The 15,363-nt window shown below is 72.1% G+C and carries 11 protein-coding genes; 6 read left to right on the top strand and 5 right to left on the bottom strand.

Going from position 1 to position 15,363, the window contains the following annotated elements; translation table 11 throughout:
• Positions 1-109 precede the first annotated feature (109 nt).
• Complete coding sequence (ppc, locus tag ACN28G_RS01705) at positions 110-2,896, top strand: phosphoenolpyruvate carboxylase (protein WP_091434764.1); 2,787 nt, start codon at positions 110-112, stop codon at positions 2,894-2,896.
• Between the two features lie 166 nt (positions 2,897-3,062).
• Here the strand turns inward: ppc and ACN28G_RS01700 are convergent, their stop codons facing one another.
• Positions 3,063-3,812, bottom strand: coding sequence for a hypothetical protein (locus ACN28G_RS01700; protein ID WP_091434762.1), 750 nt, complete (start codon positions 3,810-3,812; stop codon positions 3,063-3,065).
• 156 nt (positions 3,813-3,968) lie between these two features.
• Here ACN28G_RS01700 and ACN28G_RS01695 point away from each other — a divergent pair, with 156 nt between their 5' ends.
• Together ACN28G_RS01695 and ACN28G_RS01690 are read left to right on the top strand one after the other, a co-directional pair.
• Positions 3,969-5,132 carry a DNA recombination protein RmuC gene (locus ACN28G_RS01695; protein ID WP_421478223.1) on the top strand — a complete coding sequence of 388 codons (1,164 nt, stop codon included), beginning with the start codon at positions 3,969-3,971 and terminating at the stop codon, positions 5,130-5,132.
• 171 nt (positions 5,133-5,303) lie between these two features.
• A complete protein-coding gene (locus tag ACN28G_RS01690) occupies positions 5,304-8,600 on the top strand; it encodes a S8 family serine peptidase (protein ID WP_421478222.1) in 3,297 nt (1,098 codons plus the stop codon).
• Positions 8,601-8,744: 144 nt separating this feature from the next.
• On the opposite strand, the gene ACN28G_RS01685 is transcribed toward ACN28G_RS01690, so the two are convergent.
• Together ACN28G_RS01685 and ACN28G_RS01680 are read right to left on the bottom strand one after the other, a co-directional pair.
• Positions 8,745-9,239, bottom strand: coding sequence for a hypothetical protein (locus tag ACN28G_RS01685; RefSeq protein WP_091434756.1), 495 nt, complete (start codon positions 9,237-9,239; stop codon positions 8,745-8,747).
• Between the two features lie 179 nt (positions 9,240-9,418).
• On the bottom strand, positions 9,419-10,411 hold the full coding sequence (locus tag ACN28G_RS01680) for a 4-hydroxy-3-methylbut-2-enyl diphosphate reductase (protein WP_091434754.1): 993 nt from the start codon (positions 10,409-10,411) through the stop codon (positions 9,419-9,421).
• 151 nt (positions 10,412-10,562) lie between these two features.
• Here ACN28G_RS01680 and xseA point away from each other — a divergent pair, with 151 nt between their 5' ends.
• Together xseA and ACN28G_RS01670 are read left to right on the top strand one after the other, a co-directional pair.
• The gene (xseA, locus tag ACN28G_RS01675) at positions 10,563-11,786 is read left to right on the top strand and encodes an exodeoxyribonuclease VII large subunit (protein ID WP_421478221.1); all 1,224 of its coding nucleotides are present in this window, start codon (positions 10,563-10,565) and stop codon (positions 11,784-11,786) included.
• Between the two features lie 269 nt (positions 11,787-12,055).
• Positions 12,056-12,277, top strand: a complete 222-nt coding sequence (locus tag ACN28G_RS01670; RefSeq protein WP_091445971.1) for an exodeoxyribonuclease VII small subunit — start codon at positions 12,056-12,058, stop codon at positions 12,275-12,277.
• A gap of 153 nt (positions 12,278-12,430) precedes the next feature.
• Here the strand turns inward: ACN28G_RS01670 and ACN28G_RS01665 are convergent, their stop codons facing one another.
• Complete coding sequence (locus ACN28G_RS01665; RefSeq protein WP_091434750.1) at positions 12,431-13,297, bottom strand: hypothetical protein; 867 nt, start codon at positions 13,295-13,297, stop codon at positions 12,431-12,433.
• 197 nt (positions 13,298-13,494) lie between these two features.
• Complete coding sequence (locus ACN28G_RS01660) at positions 13,495-14,142, bottom strand: DUF4245 domain-containing protein (protein WP_421478220.1); 648 nt, start codon at positions 14,140-14,142, stop codon at positions 13,495-13,497.
• Between the two features lie 171 nt (positions 14,143-14,313).
• Between ACN28G_RS01660 and glpX the strand changes: the two genes are divergently transcribed.
• Positions 14,314-15,345 (top strand): class II fructose-bisphosphatase, encoded by a 1,032-nt coding sequence (glpX, locus tag ACN28G_RS01655; protein ID WP_091434747.1) that lies wholly within the window; start codon positions 14,314-14,316, stop codon positions 15,343-15,345.
• Positions 15,346-15,363 lie beyond the last annotated feature (18 nt).

Genomic DNA, 15,363 nt, shown 5'->3' with positions numbered 1-15,363 from the left:
CTATACAAAAAGCGTTAACAAGGGGCCCTTCCTTGCGGGCGGGTGGGCGCGGATACGATCGGGGGGAGTCGGACAGCGCTGTCCTTCGTACTCGCGTAAGGAGCGCATCGTGACCGACCACCACGACCACGACGGCCCCGACGCCGCCCTGCGGGCGGACATCCGCCGGCTCGGCACCCTGCTCGGCCAGACCCTGGCCCGGCAGGAGGGCCGTCCCCTGCTGGACCTGGTCGAGGAGATCCGCGCCCAGGTGCGCACCGACGCCCCGGCCGCCGCCCAGCGGCTCGGCGGGCTGGACGTGACCACCGGCACCAAGCTGGCCCGCGCCTTCTCCACCTACTTCCACCTGGCCAACATCACCGAGCAGGTGCACCGGGCCCGGGACCTGCGCCGCCGCCGGGCAGTCCAGGGCGGCTGGCTGGACCAGGCGGCCCGGATGATCGCCGAGCGGGGGGTGCCGGCGGAGGAGATCGCCGCGGCAGCCCGCCGGCTGGCGGTCCGGCCGGTCTTCACCGCCCACCCGACCGAGGCGGCCCGGCGCTCGATCCTGTCCAAGCTGCGGGCCGTCGCCGACGAGCTGGACACCGAGACCGCCAACGCCATCCTCTACGGCGCCAGCGACGAGGGACCGGCCAACCGGCGACTGGCCGAGCTGCTCGACCTGATGTGGCAGACCGACGAGCTGCGGCTGGACCGGCCCGACCCGACCGACGAGGCGCGCAACGCCATCTACTACCTGCGTGACCTGTACGCCGAGGCCGCCCCGCAGGTCCTCGACGACCTCGCCGAGACGCTGCGTACCCTCGGGGTGGAGACCTCCCCCACCGCCCGGCCGCTGACCTTCGGCAGCTGGATCGGCGGCGACCGGGACGGCAACCCGTTCGTCACCCCGCTGGTCACCCGCGAGGTGCTGACCATCCAGCACGAGCACGGCATCGCTGCCACCGAGGCGGCGATGGAGGCGCTGATCGACGAGGTGAGCGTCTCCCGCCGGCTGCGCGGGGTGTCGCTGGACCTCTCCGCCAGCCTCGCCGCCGACCTGGACGCGTTGCCCGAGGTGGCCCCCCGGTTCCGTCGGGTCAACGCCGAGGAGCCGTACCGGCTCAAGGCCCGCTGTGTGAAGGCCAAGCTGGCCAACACCCGCCAGCGGCTGCGCCAGGCCACCCCGCACGTACCCGGGCGGGACTACCGGGGCTCGGCCGAGCTGATCGCCGACCTGGAGCTGCTGCGCGCCTCGCTGGCCCGCAACGCCGGCCAGCTCACCGCCGTCGGCCGGCTCGCCTCCACCATCCGTACGGTCTCCGCGTTCGGGCTGCACCTGGCGACCCTGGACGTACGCGAGCACGCCGAGAAGCACCACGAGGTGCTCGGTCAGCTCTACCGCTCGGTGGGTGAGGTCGACGACTACCCGGCGCTGAGCCGGCTGGAACGCACCAAGCTCCTCGCCGACGAGCTGGCCGGTCGTCGACCGCTCTCCGCCGCCGACACCCCACTCACCGAGTCGGCCCGCAAGACCTTCGACGTCTTCACCACCATCCGCGAGGCGCAGGACCGGTTCGGCTCCGAGATCATCGAGTCGTACATCATCTCGATGACCCTCGGGGTGGACGACGTGCTCGCCGCCGTGGTGCTGGCCCGCGAGGCCGGTCTGGTGGACGTGCACAGCGGCCGGGCCCGGATCGGCCTCGTGCCGCTGCTGGAGACCCCGGCCGAGCTGAACGCCGGCGGCGAACTCCTCGACGAACTGCTCTCCCTGCCGGCGTACCGGGCGCTGGTGGCGGCCCGGGGTGACGTGCAGGAGGTGATGCTCGGCTACTCCGACTCCAACAAGGAGGCCGGCATCACCACCAGCCAGTGGTCCATCCACCGGGCCCAGCGGGCGCTGCGGGACGTGGCCGCCCGGCACGGCGTACACCTGCGGCTGTTCCACGGTCGCGGCGGCACCGTCGGGCGCGGTGGCGGCCCGACCCACGAGGCGATCCTGGCCCAGCCGTACGGCACCCTGGACGGCGCGATCAAGGTCACCGAGCAGGGTGAGGTCATCTCCGACAAGTACACCCTGCCCTCGCTGGCCCGGGAGAACCTGGAGCTGACCCTGGCGGCGGTGCTGCAGGCGACGCTGCTGCACACCGCGCCCCGGCAGCCGGCCGAGATGCTGGAACGCTGGGACGCGACGATGGACGTGGTCTCCGAGGCGGCCTTCCGGTCGTACCGCTCGCTGGTGGAGAACCCGGACCTGCCGGCGTACTTCTGGGCCTCCACCCCGACCGAGCTGCTCGGCGCGCTGAACATCGGCTCCCGGCCGGCGAAGCGGCCCAACACCGGCGCGGGCCTGTCCGGCCTGCGGGCGATCCCGTGGGTCTTCGGCTGGACCCAGACCCGGCAGATCGTGCCCGGCTGGTTCGGCGTGGGCGCCGGGCTGGCCGCCGCCCGGGAGGCCGGCCACGCCGACGTGCTCGCCGAGATGTACCGCAACTGGCACTTCTTCCGGACGTTCCTGTCGAACGTGGAGATGATGCTCACCAAGACCGACCTGAGCATCGCCCGCCGGTACGTCGAGACCCTGGTGCCGGAGCCGTTGCACCCGATCTTCGACACCATCGAGGAGCAGTACGAGCTGACCCGGCGCGAGGTGCTGGCGGTGACCGCCTCACCCGACCTGCTGGACAACTCGCCGGTGCTGCAACGCACCCTGGCCGTGCGGGACACCTACCTGGAGCCGCTGCACCACCTGCAGGTGGCGTTGCTGCGCCAGTACCGCGACTCCGGTGCCGCCGGCCGGGCGGTCGTCACCGCCCCCGGTGGCCGCCGCGCCCCCAGTGACGGCACCGCCCTGGAGCGCGCCCTGCTCACCACGGTCAACGGCATCGCCGCCGGCATGCGCAACACCGGCTGAGGTGTAAGGAAGGGCCCCCTGTTAACGCTTTCGGTATAGCAGGGGCCCCTTCTCACCGGCTACGGCCCGCAGCGGCGCGGCGGTGAGACCGGCCCGCAGCGGCGAGATCGAAAAAAGCGGTGGCCGACCCGGAGCGGGTCGGCCACCGAGGTGCGTCGGCGTCGGCTCAGAAGTCGCCGCCGAAGTCACCGCCTCCGAAGTCACCACCGCCGAAGTCGCCGCCCATGTCCCCGCCGGCCATGTCGCCGCCCATGTCACCCATGTCACCGGCGTCACCCATGCCGTCCTGGTAACCCTCGGCGTAGCCCGGGTCGCCGAAGCTGGGCGAGAGCAGGGCGTCGGCGATCAGCATGCCACCGAGGACACCGGCACCGGCTCCGAGCGCCGTCTTCCACCAGGGCGTCGAGTACCACCCGGCGGGCACCGGTCGGCCCTGCATCCGCCCACCCGGGTAGTAGTACGGCGTGTCCCGCCCCGGCTGCGGGCCGGCCTTGAAGGTCTGCCCCTGCACATCGACCTGCCGCTCCTTGGTGATCTGCCCCACGCCCTGGGCGGCGGCCAGCGGCGGCAGCTCCGGCCCCGGGTCGATGCCGAGCGCCGTACGGGCCGCCCGGACGTAGGCGAGTCCCTCCAGGGCGGTCTCCCGGGCCAGCCGGAACTGTTGCGCCGTGCGGGCCTGCTCCAGCTGACTGCCGGCGGCGTTGTACCGCTCGCCGGCGTCGACGAGAGCCTGCCGGACCGCAGGCTCGTCGCCGTGCAGGTTCATCACCTGGCCGCCGAGCCGTTCGTACCAGCGCTGCGCGTCGGCCCGGACGTCGGCCAACTCCCGGGCCTGCCGCGCGGCGCTCTCCCGCCGCCACCACAGGAAACCGCCCGCCACAAGCGCCACGAGTACGACCACCAGCAGAAAATCCATGACTCGACGGTACCCGGGCCGGCCCACACCCGCCCTCCGGGCGACCGCCGTTGATCAACTTCGGGGGTGTGAGAGGGGTGCCCCGCTATACGAAAAGCGTTAACAAGGGGCCCTTCCTTACACAGCGGTGGGGGTGGGGTTTGGCAAGCTTCGGGGATGGAGTTCTCGACGCTGGCCGTGGTGGTCGTCTGCCTCGCCGCCGGTGGTGCGCTCGGCTGGCTCGCCGCCCGGTCCCGGACGGCCGCCGAGGTGGCCCGGTTGGAGGCGACCCTGGCCGCCGCGCAGGCCGGCGAGGGACGGCTGGAGCAGTCGATGCGGGCGTTGAGCTTCGAGGCGACCGCCCAGTCCCAGGAGGCGGTGGCGCGGGCGGTGGCACCGCTGCACGACACGCTGCTGCGCTACGAGTCCCGGGTGGCCGAGTTGGAACGGGACCGGGTCGACGCGTACGCCGAGCTGCGGGAGCAGGTGCGGGCGATGGGCGCGGTCTCGGGCGAGCTGCGTACCGAGACCAAGCAGTTGGTGTCGGCGCTGCGTGCGCCGCAGGTCCGGGGCCGCTGGGGCGAGCACCAGTTGCGGCGGATCGTCGAGGCCGCCGGCCTGCTGGAGCACTGTGACTTCGACGAGCAGGTCACCGCCGCCGCCGACCACCAGACGGTACGCCCCGACCTGGTGGTCCGGTTGCACGGCGGCCGGAGCGTGGTGGTGGACGCCAAGGCGCCCTTCGACGCGTACCTGACCGCGATGGAGGCCCGGGACGAGCGGGGCCGCGAGGCCCAGTTGACCCTGCACGCCCGGCACCTGCGGATGCACGTCGAGGCGTTGGCGGCCAAGTCGTACTGGGCGGCGTTCGACAGCACGCCGGAGTTCGTGGTGCTGTTCGTGCCGGCCGACACCTTTCTCGACGTGGCGTTGCAGCGCGATCCGACGTTGCTGGAGCACGCCTTCGCCCGCAACGTCGTGCTGGCCACGCCGGCCACCCTGGTCGCGTTGCTGCGTACGGTGGCGTACTCGTGGCGGCAGGAGTCGTTGGCCCGTAACGCGGTGGCGGTCCACTCGCTGGCCCGGGAGCTGTACGGGCGGCTCTCCACCCTCGGTGAGCACGTCGGCAAGCTGGGCACCTCGTTGGGCGGGGCGGTGACCGCGTACAACCGGGCGGTGGGGTCGCTGGAGGCGCGGGTGCTGGTAAGTGCCCGCAAGCTCGCCGAGTTGGGCGTTTCGGATCAGGAGTTGGCCACCCCGGGTCAGCTTGAGGTGGCGCCGCGCCAACCGCAGGCGCCCGAGTTGGCCGACGGGGCGGCGTCCACATCGACCGACCGCTGAGGTGTGTCCGAGTTTCATCACCTTAAACATGACACTGTGTACGGCCACACGTCACGACCTGGTCACAACGTACTGCCGAGTAGTGACATCGACGGGCGGGACGACAAAGGATGCGCTCACACCACGCCCCGCGATCTCTCGGGGCCCTCATCATCCTGGGGGATACCGAACGTGAGCAAACCCCGCAATCGGAGTCGGCGTACCTCCGCCGCCTTCATCGCCTCGGTCATGGCGGCCGGAGCCATCTCCGTGGCCGGTGGTGCCAGCACCGCCAGCGCCGCCCCCGGCACGTCCGACGCACCGGCCACCGCCGCCGAGGCCCTCGGCGCGCACGACGCCAAGCTGCTGGCCCAGGCCCAGGCGAAGAAGGCCGCCACGGTGACCCTGATCGTCGCCGCCGACAAGGGCGAGACCAAGCAGGTCGCCGACGGCGTCCGCAAGCTCGGCGGTACGGTCAGCCAGCAATTCGACCGGGTCGGCTACGTGCTGGCCAAGGTGCCGACCGGCCAGGTCCTCAAGGCCGCCACCCTGCCCGGGGTCGCCGCGGTCGACCTCGACGAGACGATCCCGCTGCCCGACCCGGCTCCGGAGCGGGCCCCGAACGGCGCGACGGCCACCGCCCAGGGCAGCACCCTGGCCGGCCCGGACGCGCAGACGCCCGGCGTCAACCCGTACATGCCCACGAACGAGACGGGCGCGGAGGCCTTCAAGGCCGACAACCCGCAGTGGGACGGCCGGGGCGTGACGATCGGCATCATGGACTCCGGGGTGGACCTGGACCACCCGGCCCTGCAGCAGACCACCACCGGCGAGCGCAAGATCGTCGACTGGGTGACCGCCACCGACCCGCTGGAGGACGCCAGCTGGCGTGCGATGATCACCGAGGTCGCCGGCCCCACCTTCACCGCCGCCGGCCTCACCTGGACCGCGCCGGCCGGCACCTACCGGTTCAACCGGTTCAGCGAGTCGATCACCGCCAACAGCGACGCCCGCGGTGACGTCAACCGCGACGGTGACACCACCGATACCTGGGGCATCCTGTTCGACCCGCAGACCAACAACATCTGGGTCGACGCCAACCAGGACCGCAACTTCTCCGCCGACGAGCTGATCCGGCCGTACCGGGAGAGCTTCCAGGTCGGCCACTTCGGCACCGACAACCCGGCCACCCCGGTCCGGGAGCAGATCCCGTTCGTGGTGGAGTACCGCAAGAACGTCGACACCACCCCGGCCGGCGGCCCCGGCCTGGTCGACTACGTCAACATCGGCATCGTGGAGAGCACCCACGGCACGCACGTCGCCGGCATCACCGCCGCCAACGACATGCTCGGCAACGCCGCCTTCGACGGTGCCGCACCCGGTGCCAAGCTGGTCTCCTCCCGGGCCTGCTCGTGGGGCGGCGGCTGCACCGCCGCGGCGCTCACCACCGGCATGGTCGACCTGGTGGTCAACCGCAAGGTCGACGTGGTCAACATGTCGATCGGTGGCCTGCCCACCCTGAACGACGGGTCCAACGCCCGCGCGCAGCTCTACAACGACCTGATCGACATCTACGGCGTGCAGATGTTCATCTCGGCCGGCAACTCCGGCCCGGGCGCGAACACCGTGGGCGACCCGTCGGTGGCCAGCAACGTGGTGAGCGTCGCGGCGAGCATCAGCAAGGACACCTGGCTGGCCAACTACGGCTCGGTGGTGCGCAAGGAGAACGCGCTGTTCAACTTCTCCTCCCGGGGTCCGCGGGAGGACGGCGGCTTCAAGCCCAACATCGCCGCCCCCGGCTCGGCGATCTCCACCGCGCCGCTCTGGCAGCCGGGCAACCCGGTACCGGAGGCCGGCTACCCGCTGCCCCCGGGCTATCAGATGCTCAACGGCACGTCGATGGCCTCACCGCAGGCCGCCGGTGCCGCCGCGCTGCTGCTCTCGGCCGCCAAGGCGACCGACCGCGGGGTCAGCCCGGCCGCGCTGCGCCGGGCCATCTACACCGCCGGCAAGCCGATCGCCGACGTGCCGACCTACGCCCAGGGGTACGGCATGTTCGACGTACCGGCCAGCTGGGAGCTGCTCGCCGGTGGCGTGGAGGCCCGCTCGTACCTGTCGGACGCGCCGGTCTGCACCCCGCTGTCGGCCAACCTGACCCGGTACGACCGGGACCTCGGCACCTTCGTGCCGAACCCGCACCGGGGCAGCGGCGTGTACAACCGGTGCGCGACCGCCGACGGTGGCCACCGGATCAACCAGTCCCGGGCGTACGAGGTGACCATCACCCGGACCAGCGGCCCGGCCAAGGGGATCCCGCACCAGATCACGCTGCGCGGCAACGACGGGACCTTCCGGGCCCGTCAGCAGGTGTCGCTGGCGCTGAACCGGCCGGTCACCATCCCGGTCACCGCCCGGCCGACCGCCCGTGGGCTGCACGCCGTGCTGATGACGATCGACGACCCGAACACCTCCACGGTGGACTTCGAGATCCCGGTCACGGTGGTCGTCCCGCACGAGCCGACCAGGCCGAGCTTCTCCTTCTCCGGCGAGGGTACGGTCGACCGCAACAGCTTCACCTCGTTCTTCGTGACGGTGCCGCCGGGTGCCGGCGCGCTGCAGGTGAACCTCTCCGGCATCGCCACCGGCTCGCAGACCCGGTTCATCGCGATCAACCCGTACGGCGTGCCGGTGGAGAGCACCGCCAGCACCGCCTGCTTCACCAACTTCTCCGACGCCAACGCGTGCAAGCCGCAGGAACGCGACTACCAGAACCCGATTCCCGGGGTCTGGGAGATCGAGGTGGAGTCACGGCGTACCTCGCCGGCGCTGAACAACCCGTTCCACCTGCGGGCCCGGATCCAGGGCGTGGCACTCTCGCCGGCCGTGGTCGAACTGCCGGCGGTCACCGCCGGTACGCCGACCCCGGTGACCTGGGACCTGACCAACACCTTCGGTCCGGTCTCGGTGACCGGACGGGGTGGCCCGCTCTCCAGCGTGCACACCGAACGGCCGACCATCGCCGACGGCGCGCAGCAGGAGTTCACGGTGGAGGTTCCGGCCGGGGCGACCACCCTCTCCGCCCGGATCGGCAACACCGCCAACCCCGGTGCCGACCTCGATCTCTTCGTCTACCGGGGCACCACCCTGGTGGGCCAGCAGGCCGACGGTGACTCCGAGGAGGCGGTGACCATCACCAACCCGGCACCGGGCACCTACCGGATCGTGGTGGACGGCTACTCCGTCGACGGGCCGGGCACCAGCACCGCCTACGACTACCGGGACTCGTTCTCGGCCCCGTCGCTGGGCACGCTCGCCGCCCCGAGCACCCCGCTCACCCTGCCGTACGGCGCCACCGCCACCCTCACCGGTACGGTGACCGCCCTGTCCACCCCGGCCGCCGGCCGGGAACTGCAGGGTGAGCTGGCCGTGGTGACCACCGAGGGCGCGGTCGTCGGCCGCGGTGCGGTGGCCATCGACGCGGTGAACTGACCCACCGGCACCCGCTCGACACCGGAGCCCGGCCCCCGATCCTCGGGGCCGGGCTCCGGCACATCGGGCCCCCGGCACATCGAGCCCCCGGCGCGTCCGAGCTCCGGCACGTCCGAGCTCCGGCCCAGGCCGGGTGAGCGCGGCTCAGGCCGCGCGGGCGCTTGCCACCAGGAACGGGATGCCCTGCTGGCAGGTGGTCATCAGGTCCTGCTGGACCTGCCCGGTGACGGTCACCCGGGCGCCGGCCCGCAGCACGTCACGGGGGCCACCGACCAACTGGTGGCCGTCCAGCAACAGGCAGCCCGGCTCCACCCCGGCCTCGACCGTCCCCGTCAGGGTGGTGGCGGCCGGTCCGCCGGAGCCACCGGGGTTTGGCACCGGCGGCTCGGCCGGCCGGGTGGCGGGCGGGCTGAGCTTCGGCAGCCGGGTCGGGGGCGACGGGGACACCGCAGCGGTCGGATCGGCCGAGGCGGTGGGATCGGGCAGGCCCGTGGGGTCGGTCGGATCGGTGGGGGTGGCCATCGACGGTCCTCCTGTGCTGCCGGGTTCGCCGGTCACGTCACCGGGGCCCTGGCCACCGCAGGCGCTCAGCACCAGGCAGGCGACGAGGGCGGGAAGGGCGATCCGAGTAGTCCTCATACCAGCTCTGACGTACCCGGGAGAAGTTCCGTTCCCACCCGCTGGCGCGGACCCGGGTCGGAGCGGGGCCGACGGCCCGGTCACGCCACCCGCACGCGCCGTCGGTCCACGGCCGGAACCACCCGTCCGGGCGGTGCTCACTCCCGGACGGTGCTCAGCCCCGGCGGTGCTCAGCGGGCTCAGTCCCGGGCGGCGGCAGCGGCGGCCTTCATGTCCCGCTTCAGCTCCTGCGGCAGGGAGAAGACGAGTCGCTCGTCGGCGGTGGTGATCTCCTCGACGTCGGTGAAACCCCGCTCGGCCAGGTGGGCCAGCACCTGCTGCACCAGCTCGTCCGGCACGCTGGCGCCGGAGGTGACACCGACGGTGCCGGCCCCGGTCAGCCAGGCGTCGTCGATCTCGGTGGCGAAGTCGACCAGGTGCCCGGCGCGGGCTCCGGCGTCCAGGGCCACCTCGACCAGGCGTACCGAGTTGGAGGAGTTGCGCGAGCCGACCACGATCACCACGTCGCACTCGGCCGCGATCTCCTTGACCACGTGCTGCCGGTTGGAGGTGGCGTAGCAGATGTCGTCGCTGGGCGGCGACTGCAACAGCGGCAGCCGCTTCTTGAGCCGGGCGACCGTCTCCAGCGTCTCGTCGACCGAGAGGGTGGTCTGGGAGAGCCAGACGACCTTGTTCGGATCACGGACGGTGACGTTCTGTACGTCGTCCGGACCGTCGACCAGCTGGATGTGGGCCGGAGCCTCACCGGCGGTACCGATAACCTCCTCGTGCCCCTCGTGACCGATCAGCAGGATGTCGTAGTCCTCGGCGGCGAACCGGCGGGCCTCGTGGTGGACCTTGGTCACCAACGGGCACGTCGCGTCGATCGCCTTGAGCGAGCGGGCCTTGGCCTGCTCGTGGACCTCGGGTGCCACGCCGTGCGCGGAGAAGACCACGGTGGCACCCTCCGGCACCTCCTCGTTCTCCTCCACGAAGATCGCACCCTGGGCCTCCAGGGTCTGCACCACGTGCTTGTTGTGCACGATCTGCTTGCGGACGTAGATCGGGGCGCCGTAGAGCTTGAGCGCCTCCTCGACGGTCTGCACCGCGCGGTCCACGCCCGCGCAGTAGCCGCGGGGGTTGGCCAGGAGCACGCGCTTGCCGGTCCGGGGAGTCGGGTCAGCCTCAGTCACCCACCCATCGTACGTGCCTCTCTCCACCCCCGACATCCACCGCGACCGGGGGTAAGGAAGGGCCCCCTGTACAACAGAAAGCGATAGGAAGGGGCCCTTCCTTACAGGTGGTGGGGTCGTGGGGGGTGGCGGGCGTCCGTAGGGTGGGCGGGTGGGTGAGGATGGTAGGAGCAGCTCCGAACAGCCGTGGCCGGTACGCGTGGTCAGCCAGAAGGTGGGGGCGTGGATCGCCCGACTCGGCTGGGTCTGGGTCGACGGGCAGGTGGCGCAGATCAGCCGACGGCCGGGAGCGAGCACGGTCTTCATCACTCTGCGTGACCCATCGGCGGATCTCAGCCTGACCGTCACCACCAACCGGGACGTGCTCGACGCCGGTGCGCCGGAGCTCCGGGAGGGTGCCCGGGTGGTGCTGCACGCCAAGCCGGAGTTCTACGCCGCCCGGGGCACGCTGAGCCTGCGGGCCGACGAGATCCGCCAGGTGGGCCTCGGTGAGCTGCTTGCCCGGTTGGAGAAGTTGAAGAAGCTACTCGCCGCCGAGGGGCTCTTCGACCGGGCCCGCAAGCGTCGGCTGCCGTTCCTGCCCGGCCGGATCGGTCTGGTCACCGGCCGGGCCTCGGCGGCCGAGCGGGACGTGCTGACCAACGCCCGTCGTCGGTGGCCGGCGGTGGAGTTCCGCACGGTCAACGTGGCGGTGCAGGGGGCGGGCGCGGTACCGCAGATCATCGACGCGTTGAAGGTGCTCGACGCCGATCCGAGCATCGAGGTGATCGTCCTGGCCCGCGGTGGTGGCGGCATCGAGGATCTGCTTCCCTTCTCCGACGAGGCGCTGTGTCGGGCGGTCTTCGCCTGCCGTACCCCGGTGGTCAGCGCGATCGGCCACGAGACCGACGCACCGTTGGTCGACTACGTCGCCGACGTGCGCGCCTCCACCCCGACCGACGCGGCCAAGCGGGTGGTGCCCGACCTCACCGAGGAGGTACGCCTCATCCGGCAGGCCCGGCACCGGCTGGAACGTTCGGTACGCAACCTGGTCGACCGGGAACAGCACCGCCTCGACGGACTGCGGTCCCGGCCGGTGCTGGCCCGGCCGCAGGTGATGCTCGACCAGCGGGCGAGCGAGCTGACCGCCCTGCGGCAGCGCGCCGGACGCAGCCTGGACCATCGGCTCACCGCCGCCGGCGAGGACCTGCGGCACACCCTGGCCCGACTGCGGGCGCTCTCCCCCGCCGCCACCCTCGACCGGGGGTACGCGATCGTGCAACGCGCCGACGGCCACGTGGTACGCGCCGCGACCGAGGTGGCCGGGGGTGATCCGCTGCGGGTCCGGCTGGCCGAGGGCGAGATCGCGGCCACCGTGACCGCGACCCGAAGCTGAGCCCGGCCCGATACTGAGCCCGGCCCGATACTGAGCCCGGCCCGAAGCTGAGCCCGGCCCGAAGCTGGACGCGACCCGGTATTGAGCCCGACCCCAAGCTGGACGCGACCCGGTATTGAGCCCGACCCCAAGCTGAGCCGGCCCGAAGCTGGGCCCGGCCCGAAGCTGGGCCCGGCCCGGGACTGGTGGCACGGAGCTGGCGCGACACGGGATCCGAGCGGCTACCTGGCCTGAGGGTGGCCGGGACCCGGTGTGTTGAGATGGTGGCGATGACTGACGAGAAGAAGGCCGGGCCGGACGAACGGCTCAGTTACGAGCAGGCCCGCGCCGAACTGGCCTCGGTGGTGGAGCGCCTGGAGACCGGCGGGACCTCGCTGGAGGAGTCGCTGGCGCTGTGGGAACGCGGCGAGGCGCTGGCGGTGATCTGTCAACGCTGGTTGGACGGGGCGCGCACCCGCATCGACGCGGCCCGACAGCCGACCGACTCCTGACCCGGAGGTCGAGGAAGCCGGCCGGCGGCAGGCCGCCGGGTCCACCCGCCCGGTCACGGTCGGGCACCCGCATCATCCGCCCGGCGAGCGCCGGGCCCGCGTCACTGCCCGGCCACGGCCGGGCGGCGGGTCACTGCCCGGCCGGGCGGCGGGTCACTTGAGCAGGTTGTACAGCTCCGCCGGGGCCTCGACGGTCTGGTCGGCCGGCGGCTTCGGCGCCTCGGTGGCGTTGCCGTAATCCGAGTACGTGATCTTCACGTCCTGCGCCTCGGTCTGGCCGGTGGCTGGGATCTTGATGATCAGCTCGTTGAGCCGCCCCTGCGGGTCGAGCCGGGCGGTGAACGGCAGCGACTGGGCCTGGGCGCCCAGCGCGGTGATCAGGCTGGTGTCCAACGACCCGGCCTCGGCCGCCTTCGACACGTCGACGGTGCCGGCGTACGCGCCCTCGCCGGTCTGCCGGACCTCGGTGATCCCCTGGGTGAGCACCGCGCTGCCGGCCGGGTCGAGCTTGTCGAAGTCGAAGCCGAGGCTCCGGTTGCCCTGGATCTTGGTCTGGTCGAGGTGCTGGTACTTGTCGAGGTTGAGCTCGCGCAGCGCCGGCGGCAGGCTCGGGGCCACCTGACCACCGAGGTCCAGCTTGACCCAGCTGTCCGGCTTGGCGTGGATGAGGTCCAGGGCCAGCATCAGGTCGGATCCCGCCTCGCCGAGGCTGATCTTCAGCTGGGCGCTCTGGCTCGGCTGGTGCACCTGGCCCTGTGCCGTCGATCCGGCACCGGACATGGTGAACCGGAAGTTGCCGTTCTTGATCTCGTTGGTCGAGTTCAGCAGGGCCTGCTTGGCGTCGCCGCTGACCGCGCCGGACGGGCCGGGCGAGACGGTTCCCGACGGGGCGGGCGAGGCGCTGCCGGAGACCGTGGGAGTTGCCCCGGCCCCGGTCTCGGCGGTCCCGGTGCAGGCGGACAGCGTGGGGGCGAGAAGCGTCGCGGCGAAGACCGCCGCGCCGAAGCGCCGAATCGTCACGTGAGCATCTCCAACCGGTCGTCCGGCCCGGGTGGGGCCGCAGGAGGTGGGGTGCCGAGGCGTACGCCCACCCCGGGCACCGGTCCCGCCCGGTCCGACCTGCGACCGACGGGATCCGTACCTTCTGTTCCCGAACGTCGGCTTCGCTAATCCCACCGCTTCGTCACCGCAGGGCGGTGACCAATCCCACCGCACCGTCACCCCAGGGCGGTGACCAACTGACGGAGTTCGTTGTCCCGGGCGTCGCCGACGACCAGGACGGTACGGTTCGGCTCCAGCAGGACGTACGCCTGTTCGTTGCCCCGGGCGGTGTACCGCTGCCAACTGCGCCCGGCCAGGTCCACCGAGCCCTGCGGCTGCCCCTCGGCGGTCAGCTCGGCGGGGAGCAGCCGCTCCGCCGGCACGTTGCTCTGCACCAGCTGGGCACCACGGCCCTCGGGCGTGACGTAGCCGATCCGCAGGTTCGCCCCGCCCTCGACGGTCTGGTAGCTGGCCCGCACCGGGTGCCAGTCCGGGCCGAGCCCGGTCGGCTCGCTTACCGGGAAGAGGCCGGCGTCCCGCGCCTGCTCCACCGCCGGTGCCGGGTCCATCGAGATCGGCTGGTCCCCACCGAGGAACCCCCGGTAGAAGACGAACAGCAGGGCGATCGGGATCAGCAGGACCAGCAGCGAGATCGCCATGTCCCGGGGTCGCCGGCCGTGCTCGGACGGCCGCACCGACGGCGGGGCGTCAGCGGTCGGCTCGACCGGCTCGTCGGGGGCCGGGGTCGCCGGGGTCACCGGCGGCTGGCCGTCCGGCGGCGTCGGGTCGGCGGGTACGCGGTTGGCTGGCTGGACGGGTTCCACCTCCCCATCTTGACAGCCCCCCTGGTCCCGGGAACCGGGCCACCACCGACCCGCCCCGGCGCTAGATTGACCAGCGTGTGAGGATCAGCGGCGAAGCCGGCAGCGCAGCCGCGCGGCAGAGCCGGCAGCGGGCCGTGCGCCGGTCCACCCCGCAGCGTCGCGAGGAGAGCCATGACGAACACCAGGACGCGGATCCCCCAGGATCTCGACCGTAACCTCGCCCTCGACCTGGTCCGGGTCACCGAGGCGGCAGCGATGGCCGCCGGTCGGTGGGTCGGCCGGGGGGACAAGGAGGGCGGCGACGGGGCCGCCGTCGACGCGATGCGCAAGCTGATCAACTCGATCCAGATGCGCGGCGTCGTGGTGATCGGCGAGGGCGAGAAGGACAACGCGCCGATGCTCTACAACGGCGAGCAGGTGGGTGACGGCACCGGCCCCGAGGTGGACGTGGCGGTCGATCCGATCGACGGCACCACCCTGATGAGCAAGGGGATGCCGAACGCCCTCGCCGTGCTGGCGGTCGCCGAGCGGGGCGCGATGTTCGATCCCAGCGCCGTGTTCTACATGGAGAAGCTCGCCGTCGGCCCGGCCTACGCCGACGTGGTGGACATCGAAGCCGGCGCCGTGGAGAACATCCGCCGGATCGCGCGGGCCAAGGGCACCGACGTGTCCGAGGTCACGGTCTGCGTCCTCGACCGCCCCCGCCACGACGAACTTGTCGAGACGATCCGCCGGACCGGCGCGGGCATCCGGTTCATCTCCGACGGCGACATCGCCGGGGCCATCGCCGCGGCCCGCAACGAGTCCGAGATCGACGTGCTGATGGGCATCGGGGGCACCCCCGAGGGGATCACCGCGGCCTGCGCCCTCAAGTGCATCGGCGGGGTGATGCAGGCCAAGCTCTGGCCGCAGGACGCCGCCGAGCGGGACCGGGCGCTGAACGCCGGGCACGACCTGGACCGGGTACTCACCACCGACGACCTGGTCACCGGGGACAACTGTTTCTTCGTCGCGACCGGGGTCACCTCCGGCGACCTGCTGCGCGGGGTCAGCTACCGGGCCGGTGGGGCGTACACGCAGTCGATCGTGATGCGGTCCAAGAGCGGCACGATCCGGGTGATCGACTCGTACCACCGGCTGGAGAAGTTGGCGCTCTACTCGGCCATCGACTTCGACGGCCGCCCCCTCGCTGAGCAGGAGTAGGCCACGGAACACGCAACT

It is taken from the genome of Micromonospora sp. WMMA1923, assembly GCF_049179195.1.
GTDB lineage: Bacteria > Actinomycetota > Actinomycetes > Mycobacteriales > Micromonosporaceae > Micromonospora > Micromonospora yangpuensis.
This window is presented reverse-complemented; position numbering and strand designations above follow the sequence as displayed.